Annotated in this window: 4 protein-coding genes; all 4 read left to right on the top strand. The window is 67.1% G+C overall.

Translation table 11 applies throughout. The features are described from left to right. Positions 1-156: 156 nt before the first annotated feature. The 4 genes from QTI33_RS33410 to QTI33_RS33395 all read left to right on the top strand — a co-directional run bounded on the left by QTI33_RS33410 (position 157) and on the right by QTI33_RS33395 (position 19,588). Entirely contained in the window at positions 157-1,002 is an 846-nt protein-coding gene (locus QTI33_RS33410) for a DUF1266 domain-containing protein (RefSeq protein WP_286510897.1), read from the top strand. Continuing rightward, entirely contained in the window at positions 999-1,799 is an 801-nt protein-coding gene (locus QTI33_RS33405; protein WP_286510896.1) for a hypothetical protein, read from the top strand. Before QTI33_RS33410 ends, QTI33_RS33405 begins: the two co-directional genes overlap by 4 nt. 119 nt (positions 1,800-1,918) lie before the next feature. Next, positions 1,919-4,897 carry an ATP-binding protein gene (locus QTI33_RS33400; RefSeq protein ID WP_286510895.1) on the top strand — a complete coding sequence of 993 codons (2,979 nt, stop codon included), beginning with the start codon at positions 1,919-1,921 and terminating at the stop codon, positions 4,895-4,897. A 372-nt stretch (positions 4,898-5,269) separates the two neighbouring features. Further along, positions 5,270-19,588, top strand: a complete 14,319-nt coding sequence (locus QTI33_RS33395; protein WP_286510894.1) for an Ig-like domain-containing protein — start codon at positions 5,270-5,272, stop codon at positions 19,586-19,588. The last annotated feature ends 56 nt before the right edge of the window (positions 19,589-19,644 follow it).

Genomic DNA, 19,644 nt, shown 5'->3' with positions numbered 1-19,644 from the left:
CGTTGCGTTCTTTCAGACGGATCCGATAGAGCCGTCGCGGCGCCGTTCATACGATCGAACGTCGTCACTGCGGCGTCAGACGACGCTCGAAACCTGCGGTGGCCTTCATCCATGAGAAATCGCACCTGCGCTTCGCGCGTGTGCCAGGGAAACACCATGACAGCTTTCGTTCCCGCCGCCTTGATTTGCGCGCTCCTTGTCTGGGCCGTCTTGCGCTGGCGCCTGGGTCCCTCGCTCGACCAGTGGTCTCTCGCCATCGCCTTCAGGCCGACCGAATCGATGTCGCCCGAGCAGTTGTTCGGCTGCCTGCTCAGCGGCAACTTCGCGCTGCTGATGCGCGACAACTTCAATCAACTCGCGAGTGCCCTGTCCCCGCGGCGCATCCACCGCGTGCTGCACGAGCATTGGGCGATCGATTCCCAGGAAAGCTGCCTGCGCGTGATCCACTCCCGCCTCGACGGGCTGGGCCGCATGACGCCGGCCGAAAAGCGCGCGATCGCCGCCTGGCTGCTGCGCGAGCAGGTCGATTCCGACGAATACGCGGCGCTCGAGGACAGCTGCCTGTACATGGTACGGTGCGCCCGCATCGCGCGGGTCGACGAACTCCGCCACGATCGCCTCAGCGTCATGGCCTGGGACATCCAGCAGCTCGCCTATCTGGTCCGGCTCGCCTGCGCGGTGGGCTACCTCTCGAAGCCCCGTTCCCAGGAACTCCTGCAGCTGCTGGCGGGCCGCGCCCGCACCCTCTGCGCCTCCTGGAAGGACTACTCCCTGGCCGCCCTGGTCGGTCTCGGCCTGCGCGGCTCCCTCGAGGTATTCGACCATGCCGAGTGGGCCCGGTTCGCCCGCAGCCACCTGGTGTTCCTGAATCCGCGCCGCTCGCCGACCCGCAGCGCCTCGCATTGGCACGACGGGTCCGCCCCTGCGGCCCCCGTTCGCCACGGGGCCGGCAGCTTCGACGCCTGGGCGCCCGTCCCGGCCGGCCGGGCCGTCGCATCATGAGCCGCACCGCCGCCCGGCGCGCCGGGGTGCTGGCGTACTCGCCCCGTTCGCGCGAACTCATCCGCCGCGTGCTGCGCGCACTGGGTCACTCCCCGCTCGTCTTCACGAACCTCGACGAGTTCCTGGCGCTGGGGCCGGGGGCGGCCACCCTCGACCTGCTGCTGCTGGGCGATGTGCCCGATACCGACAGCCAGGGCCGGGACGTGGCCGCCTGCGCGCGCGACCTGACCGGATCCGCCGTTCCGGTGCTCCGCGTGCCCATGCAACAGCAGGGGCGCTCGGTCCGCCAGCGCGGCATGGTGGGCGACAGGGTCCCGGCCTCGCCGCGCTACTTCAGCGACCTCTATCGCGTGATCCTCTCGTTTCTCGATTCGCTCGGATTCGACAGCACGCCGCGGCTGCTCGTGTGGGAGCGCTACGCATTCCATCCGACCGAAAGAATCGTCGCCTTCAACGACGAGGAACTGAAGCTCGATGCCGTCGACTTCGACATCGCGCTCGAACTGTTCTACAGCGCCGGCCGCCCCGTCGCCGCGAGCTGGCTCACGCGCATGCTGCCGGCCGGCGAGCATGGCGCCAACTGGCATCGCATCGACAACCTGGCCTGCACCATCGACGAGCTGCGCGTCGCGCTCGCGCTCGACGGTGCGAACGGCTGGACCCTGGAAGCCTTGCCGGACGCCACCTACCGGCTCGCGAACAGGGCGCGGCAGGGGGGGCAGCCGTCCTTCGCGCGCACACCGCTGGCCGCCGCTCCGAAACGCCGCGGCGAGGTGCCGGTCGCCGACCTGGGCTGAGTATCAAGGCCCCATGCCAAGCCCCGCCCGGCGGGCGCCGTCCGTGTCGCCGACTGGCGCGTTCTGCGCCGATCAACTAGTCTCCGCCCGAGCGGTCTTCAGACCGATGCGGGGTCTCCATGATCAAAGCAGGTGTGCTGTGGCGGACGGTCGACTCGGGCACTGTCACGATGGTGCTGGCTTGCGTGCTCGGCATCGCCAGCTATTTCTTCGGCCAGCCGATGGCCATTGAGCTGCATTGGTTCTCGATGGCGCTGATATCGCTCAGCATCGTCGCGCTGGTGCTCATGCAGTACCTGCGCACCCGCGCCCGGCAGCGCCTCGACGACCAGATCCATGCCATCCTCGATGCGGTGCCGCACGTCCTGTTCTTCAAGGACACGGCCTTGCGCTACCAGGTCTTGAACACCGAGTTCGAGCGTGCCTTCGGCATGCGCGCGTCGGCAGCCATCGGCAAGAACGATCTGGACCTGTTCGGTGCCGCGCTGCACGACCGCTTCGTCGCGCAGGACCGTGAGCTCATTGCCTCCGGCCAGGCGCGCAGCTTCGACGAGGAGATCGTGGTCGGCGGCGTGCGGCGCAGCTACCTGGCGAGCAAACGCCCGGTCCGCGACCGCCGTGGCAAGCTGTACGGCATCGTCGGCGTGGTGGTCGACGTGACCGAGCAGAAACAGCTGCAGCGCGAACTCGAAGTGGCCCTGGGCCGGTTGAGCATCGCCCTCGACGCCGCGGGCATGGGCACCTGGGAGGTGAACCTGAGCACCGACGAAACCCATGCCGACGCACGGGCGCGCAAGGTTCTCGGCATGAAGGAAGGCGAGAGCGGTCTTTCCGCGGCGTATGCCCGGGTGCATCCCGACGATGCCGCCGAACTCGATCGGCGGATGGCCATTGCGCGACAGTCCGGCGAGGTGATGGCGTACGAGTTCCGCATCGTCGACGACTCGGGCGCGGTGCGCTGGGTCGAGGGCTTCTCCTCGCCGAACCGGGGTCGCGGCGAGCACGATTTCCTGATCGGCATCAACCGCGACATCACCGAGCGGCGCCTCGGCGAGCTGGCCTTGAGCGACGCCAAGCGCCAGGCCGAGCAGTCGCAAGCCAATCTGGCGCTGGCCCTGACGGTCGGCGGCCTCGGCGTCTGGCGCTCGGTCACCCGCGCCCACAAGGATTCCGCCGCCGCCGACCTGGCCCTGGGCGATACGGTCATCACGGCCGACCCCAAGATCCGGGAGATCGTCCGCCGGCCCGGCGAAGTCGACATCTGCTACCGCGACCTGCTCAGGATGCTGCCTCCCGAGGACCGCTACCGGGCCGGACGCGGCCTGCGCAAGGCCTACCGGCGAGGCCATGGGGCCTACCGCGACCAGATCCGGCTCAGCGGCCGCGACGGCGAGCTGCGCACGCTCGACGTGCGCGGCAGCGTGACGACCAGCGTCGAGGCCGGCGCCGAGCCGGCGTGGGTCACCTTCACCGGCATCGTCAAGGACATCACGCGCGAAGAAGCGCTCAAGGCCGACCTGACCGCCAAGGCCGAGGAGGCGCGCGCGGCGCTCGACGCCAAGCGGCAGTTCCTGGCGATGATGAGCCACGAGGTGCGCACCCCGCTCACCGGCGTGCTGGGGACCATCGACCTCGTGATCGACACGCCGCTCACGGACGAGCAGCGCGCGATGCTGATGCGCAGCCGGGAGGCCTCGGTCGCCTTGCTGACGATCATCAACGACATCCTCGACTTCTCCAAGATCGAGGCCCGCAAGCTCGAACTCGAGCACCGGCCCCTGTCGTTGCACGGGCTGGTCGAGGACATCTGCCTCACGCTGGCCCCGGACGCGCAGCGCAAGGCGATCGGCCTGACGTTCGACATCGACCCGCGGATTCCCCCGTTCATCGTCGGCGATGCCGTGCGCCTGCGGCAGATCCTGACCAACCTGATCGGCAACGCGCTCAAGTTCACCAAGGACGGCGGCGTCGCGGTGGCGGTGCGCCGGCCGTCCGAGGCCACGCTCGAGCTCTCGGTCGAGGACACCGGCATCGGCATCGACCCGGCCGCCATCGAGTCGCTGTTCGAGCCCTTCCGGCAGGCCGACATCGCCACCACGCGCCGCTACGGCGGCACCGGCCTCGGGCTGACCATCGTGCGGCAGCTGGTCGACCTGATGGGCGGCAGCGTCCGCTGCGAGAGCCAACTGAACCAGGGCAGCCGCTTCATCGTCACGCTGCCGCTGCGGGCTTGGACCTCGGGCGCCGATGCGGCGCCGACCTTGCGTCCGGGCGGGCGTGCGGCCCCGGGCGGCGGGGCGGTCACGCCGATCGGCCAGGGCCGCAGGCTGCTGTTCGCCGAGGACCACGAGCTCAACCGCGAGGTCATCACGATGCAGCTCGCCAAGCTTGGCTTCACCTGCGATTGCGCCGAGGATGGCGAGCAGGCCTGGGAACGCCTGACGACGCCCGGTGCCGACTACGCGCTGCTGCTGACCGACTGCCACATGCCGCGCCTCGACGGCTACGACCTGGCCCGCCGGGTGCGCGCGCGCGAAGCCGAGCTCGGCCTCGCGCGCCTGCCGATCGTGGCCCTGACCGCCAACGCCCTGCAGGGCGAAGCCGAGCGCTGCCGGGCGCTGGGCATGGACGGCTACCTGTCCAAGCCGCTGCAGCTGCTCGACCTTCGCGATGCGCTGGCGGAGGTGCTGGATCGGCCGGCCGCGCCGGCCGGCGAGCCGGCGGTCGATGCGCCCGCGCCGGCCGTGGCCTATCCGGCGCTGGCCGCACTGTGCGGCGGCGATCTCGGCGACGTCGCCCAGCTGCTGGGCATCTTCATCACCGCCACCCGGCAGGATCTCGAGGCCTTCGACGCCGCCGTCGAAGCCGGCGACCACGTTCGGCTGCGCCAGCTGGCCCACCGGCTGTGCTCGGCCTGCCATCAGCTGGACGAAGCCAAGGCGGTCCGCGCGCTGCGGGCCGTCGAAGGCCTGGCGCTGGCCGAAGGCGCAGGGCTCGATGCAGACGCCACGGCGCTCTGTGCCATGGCGCGCGGCGAACTGGTGGCGGCGCTGGCGCGCGCCGAGGCCTTCGCCCGCGCACACGCGATTCCCGCCTGAGCGCTGTCTGGGGCTGCGGGTCGGCGCGTTCGCGCTCGCCTTTTTCGTGATCTGCGGCACGGTATTCGAGGGAATCAGCGCTTTCGGTCGTTTTTCGGAACTTTCATCTCCGCCTCGCGCCCCTTTCCCATTCTGTATTCACGCCCCCTTCAATAGAGTCCGCCATTCAAGCTGGTAGAGGTGGGCCGTCGACGCGAATCGGCGCCCCCGGGCAGTGCATCACCACGTCGCCATCGAGGCCCATCACCGAAGGTCGGGACGCTCGGGTGGCAAAGGGTTGATCGCAAACGCGAAGCGCTTTGCGATGAGTCTCATTGAGTCGCGCACTGCCATTGCGGGCCTGATTGGCCTGCAATTCGACTCGCAACTTTATTGGTTCGGTTTTTTATTCTTTTAACAGGGCTGGGGCATTCAGTGGCTAAAAAAAAGACGGCAGTAGTCATCAACAAGAACGGCAAGAAGGCGGGCGACCCGATCGCCCTGGACGGCGCGACGCCGCTCAAGATCAAGGCCTTGCCGAATGTCAAATACCTGTTGAAGGGCGATGGCGACGTCGGACCTGAAAACGCCACCTTGACGCGCGTCGGCAACGACCTCCATGTCACGCTCGAGGGCGAGGCCAGCCCGGCCCTCGTGCTGGAGGGCTTCTACGCCCTGGCCGAGCCTTCGGGCATCTACGGCGTGGCCGAGGACGGCCAGCTCTACGCCTACGGCCGCACCGATGGCGGCGACATCTTCTCGCTGGCCGACGGCCAGATGGCGCCGATCGCGCTGGCCGGCGACCCGGTGCCCCCGGGGCCGGTGGGCGAGGACGACCGCTTCGCGTTCTGGCCGCTGCTGCTGGGTGGCGCGGCGCTCGCCGGCCTGGTGGCCGCGGCGAGCGGTGGCGGTTCGGATGGCGTCGAACCCGTCGTCGTCAAGCCGCCGGAGCCGTCGCAGAAGCCGACGACCAGCGGGATCGACAGGGTGAACGACAACCATGGTGATATCCAGGGTCCGATCGCCAATGGTGGTGTGACTGACGACGAAAGTCCCGAATTCACTGGCAGGGGCGAGTCCGGCAACACCATCACCATCACCGACAAGGACGGGTCCGTCATCGGGACGACCACCGTCAAGCCGGATGGCAGTTGGAGCGTCACGCCTGACAAGCCGCTCACGGAAGGGTCGCATTCGGTCACCGTCACCGAGACCGACAAGAACGGCAACACCAGCGATCCGTCCGATCCCTTCGTCTTTGCAGTCGATACCGAGCCTCCAGCCAAGCCGGTCCTGGGTGAGGTGATCGACAGCGTCGATCCCGTCACCGGCACCATCCCTCCAGGCGGAGAGACCAACGACCGTCAGCCCGAGTTCACCGGCAAAGGCGAGCCGGGCTCGGTCATCACCGTGACCGACGGCGGCGAGCTGCTGGGAACGGCCGAGGTCGACGAGGACGGCAAGTGGAGCTTCACGCCCAAGGATCCGCTGGAGGAAGGTCCGCACTCGGTCGTCGTCACGGAGACCGACAAGGCTGGCAACAAGAGCGAGCCGTCGGACCCATTCGTCTTCGAAGTCGACATCCAGAAACCGGGCAAGCCAGTTCTGGGTGAGGTGATCGACAGCGTCGATCCCGTCACCGGCATCATCCCTTCGGGTGGAGAGACCAACGACCGCCAGCCCGAGTTCACCGGCAAAGGCGAGCCGGGCTCGGTCATCACCGTCATCGACGGCGGCGAACTGCTGGGAACGGCCGAGGTCGACGAGGACGGCAAGTGGAGCTTCACGCCCAAGGATCCGCTGGACGAAGGACCGCACTCGGTCGTCGTCACGGAGACCGACAAGGCGGGCAACGAGAGCGCTCCGTCGGATCCTTTCGTGTTCAAGGTGGACGTCTCGGCGCCAATCGCCAACCTCGGAGGCGCCACTGACAGCGAGGGGGCGATCACCGGCCCTATCGCCAACGGCGGCCTGACCGACGACGCCCATCCCGAGTTCTTCGGCAAGGGTGAGCCGGGCAATGTCATCACCATCACCAACAAGACGAAGGATGGCACTGCGGTCATCGGTTCGACCACCGTCGATCCGCAAGGCAACTGGACCTTCACGCCGAAGGAGCGCTTGCCCGAAGGGTTGAATTCGATCACTGTGGTCGAGACCGACAAGGCTGGCAACGAGAGCAAGCCGACACCGCCGCTCTCATTCGAAATCGACACGGACTTGCCCCATGTCGGAAAGGGCCTCGAATCGGTCATCGACAACGTGGGCGACATCATCGGCCCGATCAAGAACGGTGGCGTGACCGACGATACCCAGCCCGAGTTCATCGGCACCGGCGAGCCCGGTTCGGTCATCACCGTCATCGACAATGGGAAGGGGATCGGTTCGGCCCTCGTCGACCCGAACGGCAACTGGAGCTTCACGCCGGACGACAAGTCGCCGCTGGGGGAGGGCGCGCACAAGATCACCATCACGGAGACCGACAAGGCCGGCAATACGAGCGAGCCTTCGGATCCCTTCGACTTCAGCGTCGACCTGACCCCGCCCGACCACAGCAAGCTGAAGATCACCGGCGTCGAAGACAACATCGAACCCGTCACCGGCAACGTGGCATCGGGCGGAACCACCGATGACAGCCATCCGCTGGTCAAGGGCACGGGCACCGCGGGCGACACGATCATCGTGTCGGTCACCGATGTCAACGGCACGCGCGAACTGGGCCGCGCGTTGGTCAACGACGATGGCAGCTGGTCGCTGCAGGTGAGCGGCCAAGCCCTGGCGTCGGGCAACAACACCTTCACGGCCATCGAGAGGGACCCGGCGGGCAACAAGACCCCGCCGAGCGATCCCTACACCGTGACCGTCGACATCGCCGGCCCGAACGCGCCGGTGATCGAGAACGTGCGGGACGACGTGGGCGAGGGCCACTTCCTCCAGAAGGGCGAGGTCACCAACGACGACACGCCGACCATCATCGGCACCGCCGAGCCCAAGAGCCTGGTCAAGATCTACGACGGCAGCGAGCTGCTGGGCAGCGTGCAGGCCGACGACAACGGCAAGTGGGAATTCACGGCCGAACTGAAGGATGGCCCCCACAGCATCACGGCCACCGCGACCGACGCCGCCGGCCAGGTCAGCGCACCGACCGGCCCTTGGGGCTTTTCGGTCGACACCCAGGCCCCGGCCGCAGTGGACGACCTCAAGGTGATCGACGACGCCGGCGACCAGACGGGCGACCTCAAGAACGGCGACACCACCGACGACAGCACGCCGACCTTCAAGGGCACGGCAGAACCCGGCGGCGTTGTCACCATCTACGACGGCAAGACAGAACTGGGCAGTGTCAAGGCCGACGACGAGGGCCAGTGGGCATTCACGCCGAAGGAGGAACTCGACGACGGCCCGCACAGCTTCACGACGGTCGTCACCGACCCCGCGGGCAACAAGAGCGAGCCGAGCCCTGAACTGAAAGTCACCGTCGACACCTCCAAGGTCGTGGTGTCGATCACCGTCGTTGTGGACAACGTGGGCCCCAACGCCGGCGAGGCCATCGACCGCGGCGGCGTCACCGACGACCCGCGCCCGGTTATCGTCGGCAAGGGCAAGCCCGGCAGCATCGTCACGGTGTACGACGGCACGGAGGTGCTCGGTTCCGCCACGGTCAACAGCCGTGGCGAGTGGAGCGTCACGCCCGACAAGGCGCTGGGCAACGGCCAGCACGGCATCACCGCCGTCGCGAAGGACGGGGCGGGCAACCTGAGCGCACCCACCGAGGAATTCCAATTCCGCGTCGACACCGAGGCGCCGTCGGCGCCGGTGATCGGCTCGGCGCTCGATGACGTCGGTCCCAAGCAGGATCCGCTGAAGAGCGGCGACACCACCGATGACCCCTCGCCGACGCTGAAGGGCACGGCCGAGCCGGGCAGCATCGTCACCGTGTATGACAAGGGCGAGGTGCTGGGTTCGGTGCAGACCAGTCCGGATGGCAGCTGGATCTTCACGCCGACCACGCGGCTTCCTGAAGGCGAGCATGTCTTCACGACCACGGCCACCGACGAGGCGGGCAACGTCAGCGGCCCGTCCGAAGAGTTCAAGGTCATCACCGACTACACGCCGCCGGACGCCAGCAAGCTGGCCATCACCGGCGTGGATGACAACATCGGCGGTGTGACGGGCAACGTCGCCGCCGGCGCGACCACCGACGACAGCCAGCCGCTCATCTCGGGCACGGGCACGGCGGGCGACGTCGTGGTCGTTTCGGTAACGAACGGCCGCGGCACCTCTGTACTGGGCAGTGCGACCGTGGACGCCAACGGCAAGTGGACCCTGCAGGTGGGAGATCCGCTGCCTTCCGGCTCCAACGTCTTCACGGCGGTCGAGTTCGACCTAGCGGGCAACCGGACCGATCCGAGCGCCGGCTACCAGATCGTGGTGGACATCACGCAGCCTGACGTGCCGGTGATCGTGAACGTGCGCGACGACGAAGGCCCGGTGCACGACCTGCAGAAGGGCGAGGTGACCAACGACAACACGCCGACCATCATCGGTACGTCGAAGCCCCTGCACGTCATCCATATCTTTGACGGCAAGACGGAACTGGGCAGCGTCACGGCCGACGCGAACGGCGATTGGGTGTTCACGACCCAGCCGCTCGGCGACGGCCCGCACGACATCACGGCCACGGCGACCAACCCGGTCGGCCAGACCAGCCTGCCGACGGGCGTGTGGAACTTCTCGGTCGACACCAAGGCCCCGGCCTCGGTGGACGATCTGCGGGTCATCGACGACGAGGGTGACCTCAAGGTCGACCTCAAGGATGGCGACACCACCGACGACGCAACGCCGACCTTCAAGGGCACGGCTGAGCCGGGCAGTGTCGTGACCGTCTATGACGGTGAGACCGAACTGGGTAGCGCCAAGGTCGACGACAAGGGCGAGTGGGAATTCACGCCGTCGAAGGGACTCGAGGACGGCCCGCACAACTTCACCACGGTGGTCACCGACCCGGCAGGCAACGAGAGCGCGCCGAGCCCCGAGGTCCATGTGGTGCTCGATACCGCCAAGCTGCCGGTGTCCATCGGCGCGCTGGTGGACAACTTCGGCGACATCCAGGGCAACGTCAAGCCCAATGGCGTGACTGACGACGTGCGCCCCGAAATCCAGGGCAAGGGCAAGCCGGGCAGCACCATCGAGGTGTTCGACGGTGCCGAGCGGCTCGGTACCACCCAGGTGAATCCGGATGGCACCTGGCGCTTCACGCCCGACACGGATCTGGTTCCGGACGGCCACAGCATCACGGTGAAGCAGACCGACGCCTCGGGCAACGTGAGCCAGGCGGGTCCGTTCAACTTCAGCATCGACACCGAAGCGCCTGCGGCGCCGACTATCGATTCGGTGACGGACGACGTCAACGAGCCCGGACCGGATGGCACCCGCGTGCTGACCAATGGCGGATCCAGCAACGACCCGACACCCACCCTCAAGGGCAAGGCCGAGCCAGGCAGCCTCGTGACGGTGTACGACAAGGGCGAGCCGCTGGGCTCGGTGCAGGCCGGCGAGAACGGCGACTGGAGCTTCACGCCGACCACGCCGCTGCCCGAGGGTGAGGATGTCTTCACGGCGAAGGCGACCGATGAGGCGGGCAACGTCAGCGGCAAGTCCGATGAGTTCAAGGTCGTCACCGACTACTCGGCGCCTGGGGCGCCGGTGATTGTTGGTGTTGAAGACGACGTAGCGCCGCTCGAAGGCCCGGTGGTCGACGGTGGTTCGACGAACGACAACAGTCCGACGATCAGCGGCACGGGCGGTGTCGTGGGCGAGAAGGTTGTGATTTACGACAACGGGGTGAAGATCGGCGAGGCGGAAGTGAAGCCGGGCGGGTCGTGGAGCTTCACGCCGGGTCCGAACGCGCAGGGCTGGCCCGAGAAGCTGGACGACAAGGCGCACAAGATCGAGGCGACGAACGCCGACGCGGCGGGCAACGAGAGCGCGAAGTCGAACCCGTTCGAGTTCACGGTGGACACGAAGGCGCCGGAGCAGGCGACGACGATCGAGGGCGTGTACGACGACGTGGCTGCGGACGGCAGCGTGCTGGCGGTGGCCGAGAAGATCGGCAGCGGCGGGTATACGAACGACGAGACGCCGCAGTTGCGCGGCACGCTGAGCGACGTGCTGGGCGCGGGCGAGAAGGTGGTGATCCTGCGCGACGGCAAGGAAATTGGCACGGCCACGGTCGACGGCACGGGCAAGGGCTGGACCTTCGACGACGGCGGCCTGAAAGACGGCGATACCTACATCTACACGGCCCGGGTGGAAGACGCGGCGGGCAACCGTGGCGGGATCTCCGAGAACTACATCGTGCGTGTGGACACCTCTGTGCCGACGCAAAAGCCCACGATCGATGGCGCGTACGACGACGTGGCGGCGGACGGTAGCCTGCTGGCGGTGGCCGAGAAGGTCGACAACGGCGGCGCCACGAACGACACGCAACCCGAGCTGCGCGGCTCGCTGCAAAGCGGTCTGGCGGGCAACGAGAAGGTTGCGGTGTACCGCCTGGAGGCGGGTGGTGCCAAGTCGGTGTTCGTGGGCTATGCGAACGTGAGCGGCACGAGCTGGACGCTGGTGGACGAGAAGGGTGGCGTGAAGAACGCCACGGACTACACCTACACGGCACGGGTGGAAGACGCGGCGGGCAACGAGGGCCCGTACTCGGACGACTACAAGATCACGATAAAGTGGGACGGACCGGACACGGAAGCGAAGATCACGGGTGTGAACGACGACGAGGCGCCGGTGACGGGTCCGGTGGCGAACGACGGTTGGACCAACGACGAGACGCCGCAACTGGTGGGCACGCTGGACAAGGTGCTGGCAGCGGGCGAGAAGGTGGTGATCCTGCGCGACGGCAAGGAGATCGGCACGGCCACGGTCGACGGCACGGGCAAGGGCTGGACCTTCGACGACAGCGACCTGAAAGACGGCCAGAGCTACGTCTACAAGGCCGTGGTCAAGGATGCGGCGGGCAACGCGGGAGCGGACTCGAACACGTGGACGATCAACGTGGACCTCACGCCGCCGTCGCAGGAGGTGGTGCTGACGCAGATCGTGGACAACCAGGGCGACAAGCAGGACCCGATCAAGAGCGGCGGCAGCGCCGTCAACACGATCGACGACGACACGCCGCGGCTGGAAGGCACGATCTCCAAGCCGCTGAGCGGCACCGAGGAAGTTCACGTCTTCCGCAACGGCGTGTACGTTGGCAAGCCGGCGACGATCGGCGCGGACGGCCTGAGCTGGTCGTACCAGGACGCGGGCCTGTCCAACAAGGGCAGCTACGACTACGAGGCGCGCGTGGTGGATGCCGCGGGCAATGCGAGCGATCCGTCCAACAGCCTGGGCTTTAGGCTGGACATCGACATCCTCCCGGTGGGCGTGAGCATCCTGCAAGTGATCGACGACGTGGTGCCGGGTGTGGAAGCGGTGCTGAGCGGCGGCACGACCAACGACGACACGCCGCTGCTGAAGGGGGCGGTGACGGTGGCGCTGGGCGCGGGCGACGTGGTGGAGATCTACCGCGACGACGTGAAGATCGGCACGGCCACGGTGACGGGCACGACCTGGGAATACCAGGACAGCGGCCTGAAGGACGAGCGCGCGTGCAAGTACGAGGCGCGTGTGGTGAACGTGGCGGGCAACAACGTCGGCGAGAGCAATCCGTTCGTACTGAACTTCGACAAGACGCCGCCGCCGGCGACGGCGCCGATCGAGAGCTACCGCGACGACTTCGCGCCGCAGACGGGAGACTTCCTGTCGGGCAGCACGACCAACGACCAGACGCCGCTGCTCGCGGGCAGGGTGGTGGGCGTGCTGGGTGCGGGCGAAGTGGTGGTGGTGTACCGCGACGGCAAGGCGCTGGGCAACGCGACGGTGACGGGCGCGACCTGGACGTACCAGGACGGCGGTCTGGAAGACGGCAAGACCTACGAGTACACGACGCGGGTGGAAGACGCGGGCGGCAACCAGGGTGAGATCTCCAATCCGTTCACGCTGACGGTGGATACGACCGTGCCTGGAGCGCCGGTGATAGGCGGAGTTGAGGACAACATTGCGCCGATCGAAGGTCCGGTGGTCAACGGTGGTTCGACGAACGACAACCGTCCGACGATCAGCGGCACGGGCGGGACCGCGGGCGAGAAGGTGTATGTGTACGACAACGGGGTGAAGATCGGCGAAGCCGATGTGCAGCCGGACGGGTCGTGGAGCTTCACGCCTGGGCCGAACACGCAGGGCTGGCCAGAAAAGCTGGACGACAAGGCGCACAAGATCGAGGCGACGAACGTCGACGCGGCGGGCAACGAGAGCGTGAAGTCGAACCCGTTCGAGTTCACGGTGGACACGAAGGCGCCGACGCAATCGGCGACGATCGATGGGGCGTACGACGATGTTGCGATGGACGGCAGCGCGCTGGCGGTGGCCGAGAAGATCGGCAACGGCGGCTACACGAACGACCCGACGCCGCAGCTGAAAGGCCGCCTGGAAGGCGATGCGCTGGGCGCAGGCGAGAAGGTGGTGATCCTGCGCGATGGCGATGTGATTGGCACGGCCACGGTAGCGGCCAATGGCAAGGACTGGACCTTCGACGACGGCGGTCTGATCGACGGCAATGCCTACATCTACGAAGCGCGAGTGGAAGATGCGGCGGGCAACCGTGGCGGCATGTCGGAGAAATTCGTTCTCAACATGGACACCTCTGTGCCGACGCAGAAGCCCACGATCGACAGTGTGTGGGATAACGTTGCGGAGGACGGCGGCGTGCTGGCGGTGGCCGAGAAGATCGGCAACGGCGGTTACACCAACGACTCGCAGCCTGAACTGCGCGGCACGCTGCAAAGCGGCTTGGCGGGCAACGAGAAGGTGGCGGTGTACCGCCTCGAAGAGGGGGGCACCCAGCCAGAGTTCGTGGGCTATGCGAACGTGAACGGCACGAGCTGGACGCTCGTGGACCAGCATGGGGGGATGAGCAACCACAAGAGCTACACCTACACGGCCCGCGTGGAAGACGCGGCGCACAACGTGGGCCCCGACTCGGATGGCTACGGCATCAAGCTGGAGTTGGATGGATCGGACACCCGTGTGTTCATCACGGCGGTCAAGGACGACGAATTGCCTGGCACGGCCGACGTGCCCAACAACGGCTGGACCAACGACACCACGCCGCGACTGGTGGGCAACCTGTCGGCTGCGCTGGCAGCGGGCGAGAAGGTTGTGATCCTGCGCGATGGCGTGGAAATCGGCACGGCCACGGTTGACGGCACGAGTTGGGCCTTCGACGACAGCGGCCTGGAGAACGCCCATGACTACACCTACAAGGCAGTGGTCAAGGATGGGGCGGGCAACCCGGGTGTTGACTCGAACAGTTGGACGATCAGGCTGGACACCGATGTGCCGCAGCAAGAGGTGGTCCTGACGCAGATCGTGGACAACAAGGGTGACAGCCAGGTTCCGGTGACGAGCGGCAGCAGTGCCACCAACACCATCGACGACGACACGCCGCGCCTGGAAGGCACGATCTCGTTGGCGCTCAGTGGCACGGAGGAAGTGCGCATCTTCCGCAATGGGGCGGACATCGGCAAGGCGACGATGAACGCCGACGGCAAGAGCTGGTGGTACCAGGATGCCGGGCTGGGCAACCTGGAGACCTACGACTACGTGGCGTACGTGGTGGATGCCGCGAGCAATGCGAGCGAGCCGTCCAACAGCCTGGGCTTCAAGCTGGACATCAATGTCATTCCGCAAGGGGTGCAGATCCTGCAGGTGCTGGACAACGAGGAGCCGGTGACGGGTTCTGTGTTGAACGACGGCACGACCAACGACGACACGCCGCTGTTGAAGGGGTCGGTGTCGATGGCGCTGGGCGCGGGCGAGGTGGTGGAGATCTACCGCGATAGCGTGAAAATTGGCACGGCCACCGTGACGGGCACGACCTGGGAATATCAGGACAGCGGCCTGTCGGTTGAGCGCGCGTACAACTACGAGGCGCGGGTGGTGAACGCGGCCGGCAACATCACCGGCAAGAGTGATCCGTTCGTGATCAACTTCGACAAGTCGCCGCCGCCGGCGACGGCGGAGATCACTGGTTACCACGACGACTTTGCGCCGCAGACGGGCGACTTCCTGTCGGGCAGCCAGACCAACGACACGACGCCGCTGCTCAAGGGCACGGTGGTGGGTGTGCTGAGTGTTGGTGAGGTGGTGGTGGTGTACCGCGACGGTGTGAAGCTCGGCAACGCCGTGGTGGCCGGTTCAGGCTGGACGTACCAGGACCGCGATCTGGAAGACGGCAAGACCTACGAGTACACGGCGCGCGTGGAAGACGCGGGCGGCAACCAGGGCAAGGTCTCCGACCCGTTCACGCTCACGGTGGATACGACCGTGCCTGGGGCTCCGGTGATTGGAGGCGTTGAAGACGATGTAGCGCCGATCACGGGTCCGGTGGCCGTTGGTGGTTCGACGAACGACAACCGTCCGACGATCAGCGGCACGGGCGGTGTCGTGGGCGAGAAGGTTGTGATTTACGACAACGGGGTGAAGATCGGCGAGGCGGAAGTGCAGCCGGACGGGTCGTGGAGCTTCACGCCTGGGCCGAACACGCAGGGCTGGCCAGAAAAGCTGGACGACAAGGCGCACAAGATCGAGGCGACGAACGTCGACGCGGCGGGCAACGAGAGCGCGAAGTCAAACCTGTTCGAGTTCACGGTGGACACGAGGGCGCCGGAGCAGGCGACGACGATCGAGGGCGTGTACGACGACGTGGCTGCGGACGGCAGCGCGCTGGCGGTGGCCGAGAAGATCGGCAGCGGCGGGTATACGAACGACGAGACGCCGCAGTTGCGCGGCACGCTGAGCGACGTGCTGGGCGCGGGCGAGAAGGTGGTGATCCTGCGCGACGGCAAGGAAATTGGCACGGCCACGGTCAACGGCACGGGCTGGACCTTCGACGACAGCGGCCTGGCCGACGGCAAGACCTACATCTACGAAGCGCGGGTGGAAGACGCGGCGGGCAACCAGGGTGGGGTGTCGCAGGACTACACCGTCCGTGTGGACATGTCTGCGCCGACGCAAAAGCCCGCGATCGACAGCGTGTGGGATGACGTGAACCCGGCGACGGGCGTGGTTGCGAATGATGGAACGACCAACGACACGCAGCCCGAACTGCGCGGTTCGCTGCAAGGCGGCCTTGCGGGCAACGAGAAGGTGGCGGTGTACCGTCTGGAGGCAGGCGGAGCCGAGGTGTTCGTGGGCTATGCGAACGTGAGCGGCACGAGCTGGACGCTGGTGGACGAAAAGGGTGGCGTGAAGAACGACACGGCCTACACCTACACGGCACGCGTCGAAGACGCGGCGGGCAACGTGGGTCCGGTCTCGGACGGCTACAAGATCACGATGCTGTGGGAAGGGCCGGACACGTGGGCGACGATCACGGCTGTGAACGACGACCAGGCGCCGGTGACGGGTCCGGTGGCGAACGACGGCTGGACCAACGACAAGACGCCGCAACTGGTGGGCACGCTGAACGACAAGCTGGCAGCGGGCGAGAAGGTCGTGATCCTGCGCGACGGCGTGGAGATCGGCACGGCCACGATCGACGGCACGGGCCAGGGCTGGACGTACGACGACGGCGGCCTGGACGACGGCCAGAGCTACGTCTACAAGGCCGTGGTCAAGGACGCGGCGGGCAATGCGGGCTCGGACTCGAACACGTGGACGCTCCACGTGGACCTCACGCCGCCGCCGCAGGACGTGGTGCTGACGCAGATCGTGGACAACAAGGGCGACAAGCAGGTTCCGATCAAGAGCGGAGGCAGTGCCGACCCGGCCAACGTCATCGACGACGACACGCCGCGCCTGGAAGGCACGATCTCCAAGGCGCTGAGCGGCACCGAGGAAGTTCACGTCTTCCGCAACGGTGTGGACATCGGTAAGGCGACGACCGGCGCCGACGGTCTGAGCTGGTCGTACGACGACGCCAGCCTGTCGAACGGAGGAAAGTACGACTACGTGGCGCGCGTGGTGGATGCCGCGGGCAACGCGAGCGATCCGTCCAACGGCCTGGGCTTCACGCTGAACACCGACAACATCGTGGTGGGCGTGAGCATCCAACAGGTGATCGACGACAAGGCGCCGGGGCTGGAGGCGGTGCTGAGTGGCGGCACGACCAACGACGACACGCCGCTGCTGAAGGGGTCGGTGACGGTGGCGCTGGGCGCGGGCGAAGTGGTGGAGATCTACCGCGACGGCGTGAAGCTGGGCAACGCGACGCTCACGGGCACGACCTGGGAGTACCAGGACAGCGGCCTGGCGGCCGAGCGCGCGTACAGCTACGAGGCGCGTGTGGTGAACGTGGCGGGCAACAACGTTGGCACGAGCAACGAGTTCGTACTCAACTTCGACAACACGCCGCCGCCGGCGACGGCGCCGATCACGAGCTACTACGACAACTTCGATCCGCTGCAGGGTGACTTCCTGTCCGGCAGCACGACCAACGACACGACGCCGCTGCTGAAGGGCGCGGTGGTGGGTGCGCTGGCTGCGGGCGAAGTGGTGGTGGTGTACCGCGACGGTGTGAAGCTGGGCAACGCCGTGGTGACTGGTTCGGGCTGGACGTACCAGGACAGCGGTCTGGTCGACGGCCATGCCTACAGCTACACGACGCGCGTGGAAGACGCGGGCGGCAACCAGGGCAAGGCCTCCGATCCGTTCACGCTGACGGTGGATACGACGGCGCCGCCACAGACGGTCTCGATTACCGGTTACCTCGATGACCAGGGGGTGAATACGGGCGACTTCGACTTCACGAGCCATCCGGTGACCGACGACAAGACCCCGTTGATCAAGGGCTCGCTCAGCGCAGGCCTGAACGCCGGCGAGCGCGTGGTGATCTACCGCGATGGCGTGGAGATCGACAGTGCCACCGTGACCGGCACCGACTGGACCTACCAGGACAAGGATCTCGACCAGGGCACCGGCAGCCACGTCTACACCGCCAAGGTCGTGGACCTGGCCGGCAACCCGGGCGCCGTGTCCAACGAGGCGACCCTGCGTTTCGAGGACCTGCTCGACCTGCGCGCCGACGACACCGTGGTGCACGAGGCGGCGCTGCCCGGCGGCACCGGCGAGGACTGGCTGCTGGACGACGGCAGCGCCACCAGCGACCTCACGGCCAGCGGCGTCTTCAGCCTCGGCTCGAGCCTGGCCAGCCTGTCGATCACCCTGGGCGGCCAGGACGCCGGCCTCGCGCTGGCGGACCTGAACAGCCTGGTCGGCAGCAAGACCGTGACGGTCGGTGGCGACACCCTGGTCATCACCAACCTGGGCGATGGCCAGTACAGCTACGCCTACACGCTGGGTGCGCCGAAGGCGCACAACACCAGCGGCGGCAACGTGGGCGAGACGAAGTCGAACGATTTCGTGATCACGGTCACCGACAACAACGGCAAGACCCTATCGAAGACCGGCGGCATCACCGTGGTCAACGACGAGGTGCGCGGCGACGACAAGGCCTTCGTCATCGAGATGCCGGACAGCGCCTCGGGCGTGGCGATCACGCTGGTGATCGACGCCTCGGGCAGCATGCTTATAGCGGACGGCGGTACCGATCCCGAGGGTAAGCCGCTCAACCGCTGGCAGCAGGCCAAGTTGTCGCTGGTGCGCCTGCTCGACGAGTACCAGAAAGCCTATCCGGCGGAGACCGAGTACGAGATCAACATCGTCTTGTTCGACGACATCCTCGACTATTCGGGCACCTTCGCCACGATCGCCGAAGCCCGTGCCTTCGTGGCCAGCGCCGAGATGCGGGGCGGCGGCACCTACTACTCGGCCGGGCTGGGCGAGGCCCAGCAGTTGGTGCAGCAGTCGATGGACAACCATCCGGGATGGGACCAGAAGGTCTACTTCGTGACCGACGGCGTGCCGCAGGACGCCGGCGTGCCACAGGCCTGGAAGGACTTCGTCAGCGGTGCCAACCAGGACCTGATCGACGTCTACGGCGTGGCCCTGGGCGACCTGGTCGCCACCCCGGAGGCCGAGGCCAAGATCAAGGCCGCGCTGGTCGAGGGCGACGTCAACGACAAGTTCATCCCGGTCAAGGACCCGGAGGACCTGGCCGACGCGCTGCTCGACACCCTGCCGAGGGTCGAGGGCAACCTGTTCGACTCCATCGACCTGCGCGGCGACGCCCAGAGCGTGGCGCTGGGCGGCGACGGCGGTTTCGAGCTGTCGAAGGTCAAGATCGGCGACACCGTACACGTCTTCGGCGACCAGGACGTCATCACGGTGAACGTGAAGACCGGCTTGACGATGCAGATCGAAAAGAACGGCCACTACACGGTCGTGACCTCGCTGTCGCACCCGGACTTCACCGTCGACATGACCTTCGACGTCAAGGATGCGGACGGCGACACGGCCACCGTGACCGAGCAGATCCGGTTCTTCGGCATCACGGGCGGACGGACAGCCCTGGCCTTGGAGGCCTCCGACACCGACTGGAGCGGGCTGTTGATGGACGGTGGGCCGATGCAGATCGACCTGTCGGCCCTGGGCCTGAAGGCGGCCGACGCGCCCGTCGCTGCCACGACCTCCCCGGCCTCCACGAACCTGGCCGCAACGAGCGAGCTGCTGGTCGACGACAGGGCCCAGCACCACAGCATCCTGTAAACGCCCCAAGCAAGGCGCGGCGGCCCCTCGGCCGCCGCGCTGCGCGCCGAACATCT

It is taken from the genome of Variovorax davisae, from assembly GCF_030316845.1.
GTDB classification, from domain to species: domain Bacteria; phylum Pseudomonadota; class Gammaproteobacteria; order Burkholderiales; family Burkholderiaceae_C; genus Variovorax; species Variovorax davisae.
The sequence above is the reverse complement of the archived record's forward strand: the minus strand, read 5'-3'. Positions and strand labels throughout refer to the sequence as shown.

Excerpts from the sequence above, each read along its gene's own strand:
- QTI33_RS33410 (WP_286510897.1), top strand. The coding sequence starts at position 157 with ATGACAGCTTTCGTTCCCGCCGCCTTGATTTGCGCGCTCCTTGTCTGG.
- QTI33_RS33405 (WP_286510896.1), top strand. The coding sequence starts at position 999 with ATGAGCCGCACCGCCGCCCGGCGCGCCGGGGTGCTGGCGTACTCGCCC.
- QTI33_RS33400 (WP_286510895.1), top strand. The coding sequence starts at position 1,919 with ATGATCAAAGCAGGTGTGCTGTGGCGGACGGTCGACTCGGGCACTGTC.